Annotated in this window: 10 protein-coding genes and 1 pseudogene; 6 read left to right on the forward strand and 5 right to left on the reverse strand. The window is 59.8% G+C overall.

The window, feature by feature from the left end; translation table 11 throughout:
* Nucleotides 1-1,343 precede the first annotated feature (1,343 nt).
* Nucleotides 1,344-2,753: a hypothetical protein gene (locus tag RSO01_RS41525; protein WP_147156487.1), complete on the forward strand. Its 1,410-nt coding sequence runs from the start codon at nt 1,344-1,346 to the stop codon at nt 2,751-2,753.
* Between the two features lie 636 nt (nt 2,754-3,389).
* Nucleotides 3,390-3,719, forward strand: coding sequence for a hypothetical protein (locus RSO01_RS41530; RefSeq protein WP_147156488.1), 330 nt, complete (start codon nt 3,390-3,392; stop codon nt 3,717-3,719).
* A 946-nt stretch (nt 3,720-4,665) separates the two neighbouring features.
* On the opposite strand, the gene RSO01_RS41535 is transcribed toward RSO01_RS41530, so the two are convergent.
* Entirely contained in the window at nt 4,666-5,160 is a 495-nt protein-coding gene (locus tag RSO01_RS41535) for a hypothetical protein (RefSeq protein ID WP_147156489.1), read from the reverse strand.
* A 728-nt stretch (nt 5,161-5,888) separates the two neighbouring features.
* On the opposite strand from RSO01_RS41535, the gene RSO01_RS41540 reads away from it, so the two are divergent.
* Nucleotides 5,889-6,299, forward strand: coding sequence for a hypothetical protein (locus RSO01_RS41540; protein WP_147156490.1), 411 nt, complete (start codon nt 5,889-5,891; stop codon nt 6,297-6,299).
* A 188-nt stretch (nt 6,300-6,487) separates the two neighbouring features.
* Here the strand turns inward: RSO01_RS41540 and RSO01_RS41545 are convergent, their stop codons facing one another.
* From RSO01_RS41545 to RSO01_RS41555, 3 genes are all read right to left on the reverse strand, one after another.
* A complete protein-coding gene (locus tag RSO01_RS41545; protein WP_147156491.1) occupies nt 6,488-6,967 on the reverse strand; it encodes a DUF1828 domain-containing protein in 480 nt (159 codons plus the stop codon).
* Between the two features lie 1,028 nt (nt 6,968-7,995).
* On the reverse strand, nt 7,996-8,679 hold the full coding sequence (locus tag RSO01_RS41550; RefSeq protein ID WP_147156492.1) for a hypothetical protein: 684 nt from the start codon (nt 8,677-8,679) through the stop codon (nt 7,996-7,998).
* 515 nt (nt 8,680-9,194) lie between these two features.
* Nucleotides 9,195-9,950, reverse strand: a complete 756-nt coding sequence (locus tag RSO01_RS41555; RefSeq protein ID WP_147156493.1) for a dienelactone hydrolase family protein — start codon at nt 9,948-9,950, stop codon at nt 9,195-9,197.
* A gap of 192 nt (nt 9,951-10,142) precedes the next feature.
* Here RSO01_RS41555 and RSO01_RS41560 point away from each other — a divergent pair, with 192 nt between their 5' ends.
* The 3 genes and pseudogenes from RSO01_RS41560 to RSO01_RS49260 form a co-directional block, all read left to right on the forward strand.
* Entirely contained in the window at nt 10,143-13,772 is a 3,630-nt protein-coding gene (locus RSO01_RS41560; RefSeq protein ID WP_147156494.1) for a S8 family serine peptidase, read from the forward strand.
* A gap of 11 nt (nt 13,773-13,783) precedes the next feature.
* A complete protein-coding gene (locus RSO01_RS41565; RefSeq protein ID WP_147156495.1) occupies nt 13,784-15,241 on the forward strand; it encodes an MBL fold metallo-hydrolase in 1,458 nt (485 codons plus the stop codon).
* Nucleotides 15,242-15,388: 147 nt separating this feature from the next.
* Nucleotides 15,389-15,516: pseudogene (locus tag RSO01_RS49260) on the forward strand (transposase); the annotation flags it as partial.
* Between the two features lie 616 nt (nt 15,517-16,132).
* Here RSO01_RS49260 and RSO01_RS41570 read toward each other — a convergent pair.
* Nucleotides 16,133-16,588: a hypothetical protein gene (locus RSO01_RS41570; RefSeq protein WP_147156496.1), complete on the reverse strand. Its 456-nt coding sequence runs from the start codon at nt 16,586-16,588 to the stop codon at nt 16,133-16,135.
* Nucleotides 16,589-16,824: the final 236 nt, after the last annotated feature.

The following is a 16,824-nucleotide window of genomic DNA, read 5'->3' on the forward strand; positions in this document are numbered from 1 at the left end:
AGGTGGATAGCTACTTTCCTCTCCTCCAAGATCCCCCCGCCGTCGCGCTTTGATGGCTTCGTGTCCGTGTGCAAACGCTTGATAAGGTGACTGCATTCGATCGGCGCGCTTCACTCTTCGATACATTCGGCGACACCAAAGTTTGGCGCTGCGGAAATTTCTGCGGGCGTGCGAGGCCGATGTTGTAGAGCGATTTCGGACTATACCCACCGGGTAGGCATCGCTCATCTGGGCCGGCAGGCAGGCACCGAACCGCTCGTCGAGCCGGGCCGGCCGCATCGCGTGATGCGGCCGGCTCTGCAGTTGCGTTGATGGAGGAGGCACGCGCGCCGGCGCGTCTTGCGCTTTGGTTGCGGCGCCTGCCTGACCACTTGTCGCGGCGCCTCGGCTATAGGGAACTTCAGGATTACAGACGACGTCCCGGCGGGGAGTGGCGCCAGTGAGCGGTGCGCGGCAATTCGGATAGCGGCGCGATCATGCATGTCCGCCATGAGCTCCAGCGCATCGGTATATTCACTCGCCAACGCACCTTTCCCGTGATGCCGCGCGCTACTCCGGCCGCGTGCCATGTTCCAGAAATACGCGGCGCCAACTTCTAAGGGCGTCGGTGGGCTGAAAGTGATTACGGTCATAGCCTAGTCCTCACATGTCGGTGGCCGGAAATTCGACGGTTTCAAGCGTCGAAGATCCCGGGGGTTGAAACACCTGCATGTGAATCAGGCACGTGCGCCTTTGGGCTTTCGCCTTGGACATGCGCCATGATGGCTGTGGCCGAGCTAGAGGCGGGCCTAATATCAGCCCGCACGAAGGCCGCGCTTGGCGACCGCCAAAGCACGTGGCAAAAATCTGGGCGGGTTTCGGGGCCGCCGAGGTACTGCGAAGGATCTGGCGAAGGCCAGGGCCGCACGGACGCTGGCGGCTGGGTTGCATGCTCAGTCGCTGGCACCAGTCATCGCCCGCCTCAAGGACGACGGCGCAACAGGCCTGCGCGGCTTGGCGCGCGCACTCAGCGAGGAGGGCGTGCCTACTGCGTCTGGGCGCGGCGAATGGACGCCGGCGGGCGTCGCTCCGCTTCAAGCGCACCTACGCGGGCATACCTAGGATTTTAAAGCCTTTTAGATCGATCGCCGATCAACTTGGCGCGGAAATGGTTGCTGTGGCGCCGAGGGCGATTAGCACCCAATAGCTACCGGAACTCGCTACTCCTGCCAGCTGATTGCAAAGCCGAAACATTATATAATGACCGCCGACCTGAGTTCATTTTTGCTCGCGTTTCGGGCGTCCGCACTTCGGCATTGAGCTTATCTGAGGGCCGTTGTGCCCCTACCGCCGGCGGAGGAGCTATGGACGAGGGACATGTCCTGGTGATGGGGGCTGGCGCCCAGGAGTCTGCGCTCGATCTCCTTCTCCACAAGATTGCAGCCAACGGTTTGACGGTTGTTCGGGGTCCGGACATCGGCGGTCATCCATCCTATGCTCAAGAAGCCGATGCAGCTGCACTACTGGTGCCAAGTGGCGCGCAAGGTTGGCCTGACTCGAAACAGTTCGACTCGACTCGCTTTGCTAAGGAGGGCCAGCTCGTCTACGTGAATTTGGGCGCTGTGGCACCAGTTCCTCCTGACGACGGAGCGGGCTATTTCGATCTTGCCGGCTGGGCCGGTGACGCATCGGCCGAGTTCAATCGCTTGATCGACCATCTTCGCGTACTGATCGCGACCCGTGTAAGCGATCTGTACGTCTGGAAACTCGACACCGACCAAGTTCACTCTGCCGCTTCGGGGATCGCGGAACTCCAGTCCCTTGCCGACAAAATCGCTCAAATCGGAGACGCGCTGTCGGGCGATGAAGAGCGATCGCGGCCACTCCGCGAGACCCTTGACGAAATCAGCAGAACGTATCGAGTAGTCAAGAGTGCGGTAGAGCGCTTCATCACCGCTGGTGCCGCCCCTGGCGGGCCGGAGGCGCAAGTATTTGCAGGACTTGCTTACGGCACGCTGGCGCAGCAGATCCGCAATGGACGAGGCCACTGTCACCGGATCGGCCGGCGCTATACCCGCGTGGGTGGCCTTCGGGAGGGTCTAGCAACAGAGCTCACTGCGAAGGCGTTGAAAGACATTGACGAGACTTTTGATCGCTTGGCCAACGCCGACGGCGATGTCTTCTCGGCTATGGACTCCCTCGGCTATGCGTTGACGAACGAGTCACAGGTCATCGTGCGCTATTTGCTGACGGGGCGAAGCGACCAGGCTCGTCAAAACATCGCAGGCGCTTTAGACCGCCTGATTCCTCTCGAGAGCGCCCTTGAGCAGGCGCTTGCGGCGTTCCAGGTCGTCACTTCCGTTCTCGGCTACGCCGAGTCACCCCCGAAGGAGGAGAAGATATACATGTCGAAACTAGTATTTCAGGGCCCAGTCATTAACTCCACTGTCGTCGCGGCCCAGACGATCGAGAAGTCGCAGATCGCGGTCAAGCAGAGTGCGGCGCCGCAAGACATAAAAGATGTGCTCGATGCGTTGCACGAGGCGACGAAAAACCTGACAAGCCGCCTTTCTCAAAAGGACGCCGCGCTTGCCGCCAAAGATCTTAAAGATCTTGCCGAAGAGGCGATGTCTCCGACGCCCAGCAGGCCTGTGTGGCTCCGTGCTGCAGATGGGCTACTGTCGGTGGCAAAGAAAGCAGGCGATACGGGAGTCGTGATGGTCGATCTCGTTGGCAAATTGGCGACCTTCCTCGGGCACCCGCTCGGCGTCTGATTGAGGAGGCAGAACTCTACCGCAATACCATATTCTGCTGGCTCGCGTTCCATCTCGGGGTCTCCAGAACCCAGTATGGCGCTCGCCGCGTTCGGGGCTGGCGTTCCGGCGTCGCCGGCGGGCAGCTCAAGCTCAGAATTCTACGGGCAACTGAAGATTAGCTTCCCACGGCCCGAAAACAAGAAAAACGCCCCAGCGGGCGCCTCAGTCGAGAGCGCCAGGGCCGCCCGAGCAAACGTCGTCCTCGTCTTCTCCCTCGGCGGCTCCGGCAATCATCTTCGCGAGCGTCTGTTCCTTGCCCGACTACCGCGCAGTACCTCTTCCAGCTGAGCAGCAGTCGCTTTGTCGAGCCCGTTTTCCGTGTCGTCATCTTCGTCGGTGGCTTTCGGAGACATTTAACCAGCAGCGCTCATTAGGCCGACAGCGCAGGTAGCGCGCACTGGCCATCGCCTTCTTGTCGCTGGCAACGTCCAACATCGCTTCAAGAGCCGTTCGGACACCCTCGGTTCGCAGCCGCCGCGCAGCGCTTTGCGCACGGTTTGGTTACGTCGCAATCAACTCTTACGTGTACAAGGACAATTGTGATAAAGGGAAGAGGAGCTTAGCATCGAAGGCTGCCTCATAGGGAGAAAGCTGATGGTTAAGGCGTCCTTGCTCGCCAGTCTTGCCGTTTTGCTATCATCCGCCGCGTACGCTGAGTTGCCTGAACAGGCTGCTCATAAGTTGGTCGATGCCATCCAAAAGAAGGCGGTCCAGAATTGTCCTAAGAACACACCTCCCACAGCGAAGTTCGCAGGAAGTCGAGATGGTGGTCTTCCGGATACCGCTATTGCGTATGTCCGCTTCGACGGAAATTGCTCGAGTGCAAAAGGCTGGGTGCGCCTGTCCTGTGAAAAGTTGAAAGGCGGCTGGGTATGCGCACGTCAAAACTTGGAGGACGCGATTAGTCTCGTGGACAACGAGTAGCGCCACGACACGCCTCCCTTTGCTGACAATCAAGACGCTTTAGACGGAGGTGACATGGCCCAAATCCATTTGGGAGAGCTGCCACCCGGCACAAAACGCTGCAAGGTATGTGCTGAACCAATTCATCAAACAGCACAGAGGTGTTTGCATTGCAATTCGGACCAAAACTGGAAGATTCGTTTGGGGGTTAGTTCTACAATTCTTTCTCTATCCGTTGCCCTAGTTTCGGTACTAACGGCGGCGGTCCCAGTTGTACACGAAGCATTGACGGAGAAGACATCCGATTTGGTCGTCGCATTTCAAGGCGATGCTAATACACGCCTCAACTTTCTCGTGTCGAATCTGGGTGTTCGGCCCGGCTCAATCGGCGCTGACGGAATGATCGGTGTTCTTGAAGACGATGGAGGCGTCGCCTTCTATATGGACCTGTCAGTAGCAGAACCGAGTGAAGCGTCGCTCCGGGTTATTGATCCAGGCAAGAGTAAGATAATTTCTCTGAAAGGCGTCCTTCGCAGAGAAGGTAATAGGGAAAAGTTTGCCAACGTCGAATTACCGCGAGCGTCTGCGCCCACCGGCGACGTCTATCTCGTGGCTGTTAAGCCAAGGTCGTGCAGGGTAGTACTAAACTCTACGAGCTTTAAGGGCGACCCACGGAGGCACGAAACTTCCCTTAGTTGCGACACCTTGCACCGTTTCATTCGGTCGGCACCGGCGGCTCGGGCGTAGCGTTACAACGCGCAGACCCTCGCTAGCATGAGGACATGAACAAGCGCCTATTTGCTCCTGCAGTCGGGTGTCCGCCAGCTCTGATTCAGTGCCGCTTTAGTGTGTTAGAGGGCGGGCCATGGGTGACCACGCGCAGATCGGAGTTCTTGGAGGTATCGGAGTATTTCTGCGGAGGCAGCAGCAAACGCCGACGATAACGGCGGGCGCTCCCAGGTGTCCTCTAAGTACGAACCTTGGAAAGATCGTCCGATTTCAGCTTGGAGTCGCTAGTGCTTTGCGAAAGCTCGAGTTGCCTGAACCGCTCGCGGATAGTGTGATAGTGCTTTTTGTGCTCGTCCTCGTTCTGCCCCGATATGCTCATACTCCTCGCATTGTCGATAATGTCGCATAGTTCTATGCGACCTTCTTCTCGTAAGCGCTCCTTTTCCCGGAACTTGAACAGGTGAAGCAGGCCAGCCGACAGGGTTCCGACCGTGGGTATTACAATTAGCAACGTTCTGCCGACATCTTTGTAGGCTGCATCGTTGATAAGGGCTGCCGCGAGGATCGCCCCAACTGAACTCAGGAACCCGAGGCCGGCGAATAGGTGCCAGAGCCAAAAGTTGATCCATGCCGATCGTGTGTAAAAGCTAAGCGCATCCCCTTCCATATCCTCGATGAGATTGTCCAAAAGTTGTTGATGCGTCGCCGGTCTGGTCTTTGGCTTAGAGCTCATGCCACTTCCCCGCAATGACGAGTATACTCAACTACACCTTTCGGTCACTAATCTTACACGGGGTACTACTTGACTACCATACTCCCGTGGTCGGTAAGCGGCGTCAAGCTGGCGACCCTAGCGGCACCGGGGCGGCGCGGTAAAGCTGGGCGCGCGGCATTAGTAGCCAGTCGGACTGGGTTCTAAGTCGAGCGGTGTAATTTTACGCCCTCGAAGCCGCCTTCAATGAGCAAAGCCACACAGGCGTCCTGGACCCGTCCAGTATGGGAAGATGCCGCGCTCAATGGTCAGCTTAGGCCGGGCACCAGTCAGCAAATAGCAGAAGTCACTCCAAATCTCGACAATTCTAGGGTCGCTGCACTCGATGCGGGACTTGCACATACAGCACTGTTCCCTTGCTCGACAGACCACACTCGCTGCGTCAAGAGGACAGGGGGCTTCAGCCTCAGAGTGTCTCGCTTCCGTTGCACTTGAATTTCGTGGGCTTGTTCACCAATTCAAGACTTACATAGCGGCTCCTGGCCCAGACCAGACCGCTGCCGACCAGAGCATCGCCACATCCCCAAAACCGCAAGCATCGTGGCGCGCTTTTGCGCATCCTGGAGTTGCCGCTATGTCTGCTGACGCCGTGTCTGTGCCTATGTCTGTGTCTGCCGCCCGGATTGAATTCGAACCCGAGCGCGACGACCGCTATGCCATCTCCATCAGTGAGTGCCGGGCCGTTGCGAGTGGTCGAGGAGGTCGGCGGCACGATCGATGAAATGCAGCTTATCATGGTGCCGTACACGCTCAATCTTGAGTGGCGCGCCATAGGGCTTCCGGCTCGCGTCGCCGCGCCAACGCACATCATCGCCGCTGCCGATGCGGGCGCACCGCTGCGGACGAATAGCTACAGCGAGACCAAAGGCGCGGCCGATGTCATCGCAGAGGCCGAAGATGCCAAGGCGACGACGGTCAGGCAGACGCTCGCCGCGCTGGCCTCCAATGGCCACGTCGTGAAGGGCAAAGCCGGGACGCCGGACCGCAACAAGGTCAATGTCTGGCTGCCAGCGGAACCCCCGCCGCGACCGGCTCAAGTCGCAGACAGCCGAGCAAGGCTTTGCGCCCATCGCCGAGGCCGACGTTCCGTCGCAGCTTAAGGCCAGCGAGTAGCCATCAATCGGGGTGCTAGCCTTGGCGAACTTGCCCTAGTTGGAGGTCCTTGATTTCCCACTCCCTCAATTTCAGCGTTGCGTCGGCTGCAAGGTGGCGGTTGACAAACTTACGACCGGACACCGCACGCCCATCGCTTATTGGATGTATGCAGGCCTGGTGTTGAGGACGCGCTCTAACTTGATGAGCGCGTCCATCGCCTTGATTGCGTCTTCCCTGATGTTGAATGTACGATCCTCGGAGCCATCAACTGAAGGTCCTGAATGCGTAGCAGCAGGGCCACAAACTTGAGCGCTGCCCCAGGCAGCTCCTTTTCAGGCAGGCTGCTCGTTCGTAGGGCCAGCGTATCTCCATCGCGTTGGATCCCGTACTCGGCAAGCATCGTATCGTAGGCTGATAAACGCTGTTCTCGAGCAAGATCAAGGCCGCTCGCTTTTAGCGCCGATACACTCGTGCCGTCATCTTCGATACGATACTTCCTGCTGCGTGGGGCCGTTTCGATGACATAGAACTGGATGGGGTCACCGTCCCTGAGACGGAACGGTGTCGTCACGAGATGGCCTGCTGGCACCTTCTCCCATCGAAGGCCATCGCAGAATGCCTTACAGAAAGCATCCTTATTCATACGAGGGCCCCGCTTGACCAGCGTCAACATTAAAACGCGAAAAGCAAACCCGATAGCGTTTGCCCCAGTCACATCAAACTTGTTTCAAACATCACACAAGATTACCGCTCTCGGTCAGCGCTTTCCTTGACGACGCCGCGCGTCACATCTTCGAGCTTCGCTGTCTTAGCGTGGCAATGCCAGTAGTGGTGGCCGGGATGATATTCAAGCCGCGCGACCAGACCAAGTCGTGGCCATCAACCGGTCCGAGCCAAGCTCGGTACTGCTGCCGGGCCGGTTCCGATTAGTAGTTGCCATGCGTGTCCAGCCTTATCGCTGAGCGCGCAACCGCGCCATGACCATGTCGTGCCGAGTTGGTATCCGAGGTGCGAGATACAGGAAGGCGCCTTTGGGCATCCTCGCTGTCTTCCAATCGCCTAGGCGTTCTTAGGCGACCTAACGAAGTGAAATGCTCGCATTCCGCGAGATCATCAGCCGAAATTACACAAGCAACGCATAAATTGTTGCTTGCGACTGCAATGCATGCAGTACCAGCGGTACCGCACTCCCATCGCGAGAAGTCTGGTAACATCCCCTGCGGCCGCGCACCCGGGTGGCTTGTCCGCATAGATTCGCGCTTGGGGAAAATCGAGGATTTGATAAAGGCCCTAGTTGGTGGCCGCCTGGCGTATGAGCCCCGGGCACTCACATTAATCCTTAGTTAGACGCGCCTTCTTAAAGTTCGCGTTGCGCCGGCAAGGCCTCGCTCTCGGCAACGAGCCTCAAGACTCGAAACCGGATCTCGCGGAGCCGTTCGCTATTTGCTCTCACACCAACGTCTACATCGACGTGGCGCTCCCTACCGAACCGGAACTTTGCGCTGACGTTGGGGAAATTTCGACAGAAGCGACGGCTTGGATCCTCACGGGGCCGGCTTCGACCGGCAACCTACAAACGACGTTAGTCTTCATGGATCACTAGCCTGCTCAGTGCGCCGACGCTCGCCTACCGCCGACCGCGGTCGCGACCAGAAACGGCCTACGCGGTGGCAAGGATGAAAACGCGTGGCCATTGCTAGTCTAGTTCCAGCTCAGGCGTTTGCAGACCTCCATGGTCGGCGCGCGAACACAGCGCTCGCGCATCTGGTTCGCAAGCCTCGCCGCGCTAACCCGCTCGGCGACGATGCCGTCAATTGAGCGGCAGATAGAACGGAAGTAGTCATTTCTAACTTGGAGAGTTTCGCGCGCTGGCGGCGTCACGCAAAACCCATAGCGTGCGTCGTTGACGAGCATTAGATCCGCGACGCGCAACAAGACATCCTTTACCGCCGCCGCCGCTTGGGCATCGACCGAATATCCTCCGGTGATGGTGCCGATCTGCATGCTTCCTGGTTGAGCCCCCGCCTTGCCTGACGCCTCACTCGCCCGAGAGCCCGAGGTTGACTTGTCGGCGTCATCGTCGCCCTTTTGCGACTTGCTGAAGCTCGTCGTTGTTTTTCCAGCAGAGTCAACATTTACGCCCCCGGCAGTAATGGCCACTGTGGGGGCGAGTTTGAAGGCGCCGATCGCGTCAACGATTATCAGAGCCGTCATGATCCGGTCGTAGTTGAATACGATTATATTATACTCCTCCTTGTCGATCGCGCCGTTCAGGAACGCCTCGCAAGCTCTGAACAGCCCATCGCGTAACAGTTGGATGGTGGGTGTGCGAACCCCTATACTCGCCGCGGATTCAGAAAAGGCCCCGCCTAGGCTGGCAGCCACCTCAGGGCTGGTGGCGCTGGCAGCGATAGCAGCAGCTTTAGCGACGAGAGCGTCGGGACTGGGCTCGGTGCAGACTACTTGCGTTGGTGGCGAGTGCCCGACTTGACGATTTCCAACCAGGACAAGGCGTTGCCTAGCATCGACACTAAGGCTTTGCCCTGACTTGAGATCAAAAGTCCGAAAAATGGTCCCGTCACAGGCACCTATAGCCAGTGACAATACGGACCCAAGAACTACCCCCATTGGTGCTCGCATTGTTTTCTCGGCCTCCGACGCAACGGGCTGCAAAGATCCCTCTCACCATGCGAGCAGGTACAAGCTCTACTCAATGGAGTGAGCACGCGGTGAACTTTCATTGGTATCCGACTGCAACCTTTGTTTGTAGTGAATGTTGGGACGGGCTTGGCAAAGCAATGCTGGCAATGCTCAGACTACCGACACGCCTGCGCTCTGGCGGTACTTCACAAATTCAACTTTCTTTGCCGCTTTCTGGCAGCTGGATACCGCGCAGACCGTCACGGAGCCAGCAGACGCTCGAAGAACTGGATGACTTCCCGGATTTTATTGTGTCGCAGCCGGCCCTGGGAATCGCGCAGATCTTCCGTGAAGACGCTGTGCAGCTTCTCGGCCACCTCTATACTCTCCCCACTGAACCCCGTGCCGAGCTCAGCTTCGAGCCTCGCGAAGAGGCTGGCGCGGCACAGCGTGTCCGTCGAGTAGCGGTAGCCGCGTACTTCGAGGCCTTGGGCGGCCCTTGCCTTGACAGTCGCGAGTTCGGATTTCGTGATATGCAGGCCTTCACCGACGAACGGTAAAGACGGTTCGCCCATAACCGCAGCGCCAACTCGGGCGCTGGCGGCCATGGAGAGCGCGAAGTTGCCGGTCAGGCACAGGCCGACGACGCCGGCCTTGGCGTGGCCGGACTCGGCGCAGGCCCAGTCGACAAGATCGCGCAGCCAGTCGGCCCAAGGGCCGGGCTCGTTAGCGGAGAAAACGCGAAATTGCCTCATGACACAGAGGAACTCGGCCGCGCCCCTTGCCTTGCCGCGCTGGCCTTCCTTCGGACGCGTCGAGCCGAACAGGACCGGCATATAGATGCGAAAGCCTGCCTCCCGGATCATCTCGGCGAAAGCGACCACCGCAACTCTCATCCCGAAGATCTCGTGCAGGATGATCACCGGCGGCCCGTCGTTTCGTGATACAAGGACCGAGCGTTCGACGCCGCGAAATGATTTTACTATTGTTACGAAATTCTCGATCGGCTCGCCCACATACCCCTCCTCTTGACGAGTCGTGAGTTTGCGAGCCTTGGGATGGCAGCGCAAGCGTGTATCCCATATATGCTTTCAACCTATTGGAATTCCCGCTAGAGCGTCGAAAGCCATCGGCTTGAATACTATTAGTTGCATGGCAGGCCGTCGCGCCGTACACTATTGGCGAACGAGCTACGATGGGGGGCGTTGATGGCGGGCGTGCTCGTCAAGGTCCGGGGTGACGGCCAGGCTTTTCGGCTGGCAGCCGAGCGATCATTCGGCGCAAGGGCCGTTTCCGTTGAGCCGATCCTCGAGGTTCCGCCACGCCCCGGCGATGCTGGATTGGGGCTTGCCCCAACGGGCCGGTCGACTTGGTTGCGAGTCCAGCTCGGCTCTATCGAGACTGCCACGGCTTGGGACCAGGCGCATGCCTTGTTGTCACCGGGCCAGCCCTTCGCGGCAGCGGGTGTCAGCGGTGTCGAGGCAGTCGAGCCTGATGTCCCGCAGCCCTGGCTTCCTACGCCCAGCGAGAAGGCCGCCGATGAAGCGGCCTTCTGCGCCTTTGACGACCAAAACATGCAGGGAGGCCGCGCGACAGCGAAAGGCGTGGCCTGGAACTTCGGTAGTTCCTACAGCGAGCTTGCCCAGGCGCGCAAGCGCGTCGGTGACAAGCTCGACAAGATCATCATCGCCCATCTCGATACGGGCTACGATCCTGGTCACATCACTCTGCCCCAGAATCTACGCAAGGACTGGCAGCGCAGCTTCGTCGAGGGCGATCCGCCGAACGATGCATCAGATCGTACACCAACTGACATGAAGTTGCTACGCAACCGCGGCCATGGGACCGGCACACTCAGCCTGCTGGCGGGCAATAAATTGAACGGCACGAGCCCAAGCTGGCCCGGTTTCAATGATTACGTGGGCGGGGCACCACTTGCCCAGATTATTCCCGTGCGCATCGCCAACTTTGTCGCGCGTTTCACTACCGGCACCATGGTGCAGGGCTTCAGCTACGCGCGACAGAAGGGGGCGCACGTCCTGTCGATGAGCATGGGCGGGCTTGCCTCTCAAGCGCTCGCTGACGCGGTGAACCTTGCTTACGACGCCGGTGTCGTCATGGTGACGGCGGCTGGCAACAACTTCGCCGGCGTGCCGTTTCCGCCCAAGTCCATCGTCTTTCCGGCCCGTTACAACCGGGTGCTCGCTGCCTGCGGCCTGATGGCCGACGGCGCCGCTTATGCCGGTCTCGATCTGGGCACGATGCAGGGCAACTACGGGCCGGCTTCCAAGATGGAGACCGCGCTCGGCGCTTATACGCCGAACGTGCCATGGGCTCAGATCGATTGCGCCAACATTGTCGACATGGATGGCGCCGGCACGTCGTCGGCGACACCGCAGATCGCTGCTGCGGCGGCCCTCTGGCTAGCTGAATATTGGGACATCGTTCGCCAGTATTCGGCCCCCTGGATGCGCGTCGAGGCGGTGCGGCATTCTCTATTCGCGTCGGCGCAGAAAACGACGGCGAAAATGGGCGCGCCTGAGACCCGGGAAAAAATCGGGCAAGGCGTGCTGAAGGCCTTTGCGGCACTGCAGAAAGCGCCGCTACATGAGGCGGACCTCAAGCGACTGCCGCCCGCCAAAGCGACCTGGGCTTGGCTCGACCTGCTGTTCGGCACGGATTTCGGGCTCACCGCCCAGGGTAGCAATGGCCGGCGGCAGATGCTGGCGCTCGAATTGACCCAGATGGCGCAATCCGTCGCCGCCGTTGATGAAGTCATCCCCGACCTCGATCTGCCACTCGATCGCATTCCCGAGAATGCGTGTCGGCGTTACCTCGAGGTAGCGCTGGACCAAGGCGGCCCATCGGCGCCACTGCGCCGCGTCCTCGAGCGAGCCTTACAGCGCAGTGCCCCACCGGGCGTGCAGGTTGTGCCGCAAAAGCCCGTCGTGCGACGCACGGTCAAGGAGCCGTCACCGCCGCGGCGGCGCCTGCGCGTCTACGCTCTCGATCCAAGCGTCGCCAAAAGCTTCGACTCGGTTATGGTCAATGAGACGACGTTGTCGGTGCGCTGGGACGACGAGCCGGAAAGTACCGAGCCGCTGCGGCCCGGACCGGTTGGTGAGTATCTCGAGGTGGTCGATGTCGACCCCGCGTCAGACCGCATCTACGAACCCGTCGACCTTAACAAGCGGAGCCTGTTGGCGCAGGATGGCCTGCCGCCGTCGGAGGGCAATCCACAGTTCCATCAGCAAATGGTCTATGCGGTGGCAATGACCACCATTGAGCATTTCGAGCGGGCACTTGGGCGACCTGCGCTCTGGGCGCCGCGCCGAACTATAGACGCCGAAGGCAAGTACGATTTCCAGGAGGTGCGGCGGCTGCGGCTCTACCCGCACGCGCTGCGCACCGATAACGCCTACTACAGCCCGGACAAGAAGGCGATCCTGTTCGGCTACTTCCCCTCCGAGTCGAGCCATGACGACATGACAACGCCTGGCTCGATGGTGTTCTCCTGTCTGTCCAGCGACATCATCGCCCACGAGATGTCTCACGCCCTGCTCGATGGGCTGCATCGTCGGTTCGAGGAAGCTTCCAACCCCGACGTTCCGGCGTTCCACGAAGCGTTTGCCGATATCGTCGCCCTATTCCAGCATTTCAACATCAGGGAGCTGGTTCGCTTTGAGATCGCCCGTGCCCGCGGAAATGCCGCCGCGTCCAACCTGCTCGCCGGACTGGCCAAGCAATTCGGCGAAGGCCTCAACAAGCGCGGGCCGCTGCGCAACTACGCCGACCAGCAAAAACTGCGCTACGAGGATACCCGGGAGCCGCACGACCTCGGGTCGATCCTGGTGTACGCCGTCTACGAGGCCTTCCTGCGAATCGTCGCTCGCCGCACCGAAGGACTGATCCGGGTGGCGACCGGCGGCAGCGGTATACTCCCGCGCGGCGCTCTCCAGTCCGATCTGGTGGACCGGCTCACAGACGAGACCTGCAAGACGGCGTCCTACGTGCTACAAATGTGCATCCGGGCACTCGATTACTGCCCGTCGGTTGACATTACCTTACCAGAATATCTGCGTGCGCTGATCACTGCCGATCGCGACATCATGCCGGAGGACCGCGACGGCCAGCGCGTCGCCTTCATGGAGGCGTTCCGCCGCCGCGGTATCCTGCCACCGGAGATCCGCACAGTATCGGTGGAAACACTCGCCTGGAACACGCTCGAGGATCCCCACCCGGAGTGGCTGCACACAGTCCTCGAGGACGTCGATTTCAACCTCAATCGAGATCTCGACCGCTCGCAGATTTTCGCGCTGAACGAGAAGAATCGTTGGGCGGTGTGGCGCCGGCTGAAGAAGGTGTTCGCGCAGGCCCCGGCTGTGTACGCCCAGTTCGGGCTACTGCCTGGCATCTCGCGCTACAACAGCAAGGCTGAGGTCGTGCGGCCTGTGACCGCGCCCGATAGCACGTTCGATGTCTTCAGTGTCCGACCGGCCCGCCGCATCCTTCCCGACGGCACGGTCAACGTCGACCTCATCGTCGTCGTGACTCAGCGCCGTCCGGAGCCGGTCGACGGCAAGGACATTGCGAACGGCTGGTTTTGGTTCCGCGGCGGCGCGACCCTGATCATCGACCCGCGCCAGGGCCGGCGCAAGCCAGAGATCCGCTACATCGTCGTCAAGAACAGCAGCAGCCAGAGCCGACTGCGCCGTCAACGGGAGACCGTCTCCGGCGCACCCGTTTCGGCATTGCGTGCCCTCTATTTCCAGGGCCGCGACTCGATGGGGATGTCGGCTGAACCATTCGCGTTGATGCACGACCGCGACCTGCAGTGACGGAGCAGAACATGACCCAGTCGCAAGTCACCATCCGCCACTACTGCCAGGGCATCGGCGACTGTCATCTGCTAACGTTTACGCGTGTGGACGGCAGTGCCTTCCGGATGCTGATCGATTGCGGCGTCCACACTTCCGTTCCCGGTGGCTCAAACAAGATCGACGAGATTGTCGCTGATATCGCGGAAGAGACCGGAAGCCATCTGGATGTCATCGTTGCCACTCACGAGCACGCTGATCATCTGTCTGGCTTCAGCAGCGCCGCCGACAAATTTGCCAAGTTTACAGTCGGTGAAATCTGGATGGGCTGGACAGAGGATCCCGCCGACAAGCAGGCCGGCGAGCTCGACAAATACAAGGACCAGGGTTTCACCGCCCTCCAATTGGCAAGTGACGCACTTGGCCTTGCCGAGAGAAGCCTGACGCCCAGCCTCGGCATGGTGCGCCGAGGGCTGGCACCGTTGCTGGAATTTCAGTTCGGCGCCAAAGGCGACAGGGTGCGGGCCATGCGCGATCACCTCGTGGCGCTCGCTCCCAAGGATGTGCGCTATTTCGAGCCGACGGATCGCCCGATCGAGATCGCAGGCCTGCCCAACTTGCGCGTCTACGTGTTGGGACCACCGCGCGATCCGGCCCTTATTAAGGTCGTGGAGCGGGCGAGCGAAATGTATGGCTTGGCGGACGGAGGTTCGCCCATCGCACAGGCTCTTCTTAATGGCTTCGCCGTAAGAGACGGAGCGCTCGGCCTCGCCGACGACTATGCCGCCCCGTTCGACGGAGTCGTTGGCCTGCCGTTGTCCGAGCTCACCGGCCCGAACGCAGCGGGAGCGCTGGCCAACCTCGAACCCGATGTCGCCAAGCTAGTGACCGACCACTATCTCGGACCCGCAAGGGGACCTGGTTGCACATACAGCAACCAAGACTGGCGCCGCATCGATCTCGATTGGCTGATGGCCGGCGCCGGACTTGGCATGCAGCTCGACGCCAAGACCAATAACACCAGCTTGGTGCTCGCCTTCGAGTTTGTCGATACCGGGCGCATCCTTCTGTTCACCGGCGACGCGCAGGTCGGCAACTGGCTAGGCTGGAAGGATCTCAAATGGCAGGTCGACGGCAAGACGGTGACCGGTCCCGACCTGTTGGCACGCACCGTCTACTATAAGGTCGGCCATCACGGCAGCGAGAACGCGACGCTCAAGCAGAAAGGACTCGAGCTCATGACTCAGGCTGACCTGTCGGCTTTCGTCCCGACGAACCAGAACGACGCCCAAAGAGTCAAATGGGGCGCCATGCCCTTCAAGCCCATACTCGACGAGCTCGAACGCCGCTCCGCCGGGCGGGTCATTCGCGCCGACGACGAATGGGTGCAGTCGTCACCTTCCATCGCTCCCCGGTTTGCGAAACCGTCGGGCTCAATCAAACGAGTCAAACATAGGCCCAAACTATGGGTCGAGCTTGATGTTGCTTGATTGTTCAAGCGTTAGACAAATAGATCCGCTCGTCCGCTTGGACAAGCGACGTCTTCGAAGAGCTCCAGAAGCAGGCTGCTCTGATCCCTGAAGGCTAGAGTTTTCAGGTCGTTTCAAGGGGCTGGGAGAGGAGCGGAGCGGAGGACGATGAGGGCATCGCAGTTTTCGGAGGCGCAGAAGGCCTTTATCCGGAAGCAGGGTCACGACGGGATTCGGTAGTGGAGATCTGCCGCAAGGCCGGGATCAGCCAGGCGGCCTTTTCAACTGGGAGACAGTAAGATGGGCTGCTGCCGACCGAGATGCGCCGGTTGAAGCAACTCGAGGACGCGAACACAAGCTGCATCGGAAAAAAGCAAGCACGAGAGCGTTCTCGTAGCGGCAAGTGCCGTAGCCGAGCGTAAGCGACTGTTCGACGTTATCAAGGACTCTGCAGACAAAAATCGAAACTACTTCTTCGCTTGGCTGGTCGCGGCGTTATAAGAGAGTTTGGGTTCAGCGCTAGCGCGCGTTCAAGATGCACCACCCCATCTTCCGGACGCCCGCCGAGAACGGCGATGGCGAATCCGCCTCGCGCTAGTAGTGCATTCTCTGCCACTTGCGACGGCCCGCATGCCAGTTTGTAGACCCCGCGCTAGCTCCTCACCATCTGGGGCCATCATTAGAAGGTCGCGGTGCCGGCAGCAGTCGGCCATAAGTCCGTAGGCTGACGAATAATTTGGATCGATGATGACGGCGCGGTCGAGCAACGCCAACGCTTAACCATACGACTTATATGTGTGCTCAATCATGAGAGCCAAAGCACGGAGACGAATGGGCCTAAGCAGGCTGTGCAAAATACAGCGCAGGAGAAGGCCATGCCCGCCCAGGTTCGTTCGCTTCTCGGGATTGCGATTACTTCACGGCTACCCGCTTGGGCTTGCGCCGTCCGTTTGCGACATCAGGCGGTTTTCGATTCCGCTTACTTCCACTCCCAGCCGTCAAGATCGCTTTGCCGTTCTCGTCAACATCCCATTCATACACGACGGCAAGTCCATTCAGCGCTGCAAGCGCTTCTGACGTCGACGTGTAATAGATGGCCCCTCTGAAAGACGCAGCACCCGCCGCATTGGTGAACTTACCCGCGCCAGCAGCCCGGAAAGTAGCGGTGTTGCCTGATTGCGTCATCACCACTCCCTGATTGGGACATTCACCGTAGAGCGTTCCATTGGGCAGAATCGTCGACCAATAGGTGACCATCGCTTTAGCGGGATAGTTGAGAATGATTCCCGAAATCTCGAACGTTGCTTCGAATTTGGGCGAGCCCTGATCCAAGGGAAGCACCCGCTGGGTCGTCATCTTGCCCTGCATCTCAGAGATTTTTGCCCAAGCATTCTGATCCTCCCATACTGAGTTGTGGTTGATCCCGCCAATGTTGTGGAACGCTTAATTGTCCTGCGGCGTCGCCACGTTGGATCGGGTTCCTGCAGGTCGCCATTCCCTTGATGCAGGCGCCGCCGGTGGCGCCGTCGCTGACGCCGTCGATGCCCCTAGATCAACCCGAACAGGTCGGCTTGGTGAAGCCGCTCGCCAAGCTGGCCGCCGGG

This window comes from Reyranella soli (genome assembly GCF_007992495.1).
In the GTDB taxonomy this organism is placed as follows: Bacteria; Pseudomonadota; Alphaproteobacteria; order Reyranellales; family Reyranellaceae; genus Reyranella; species Reyranella soli.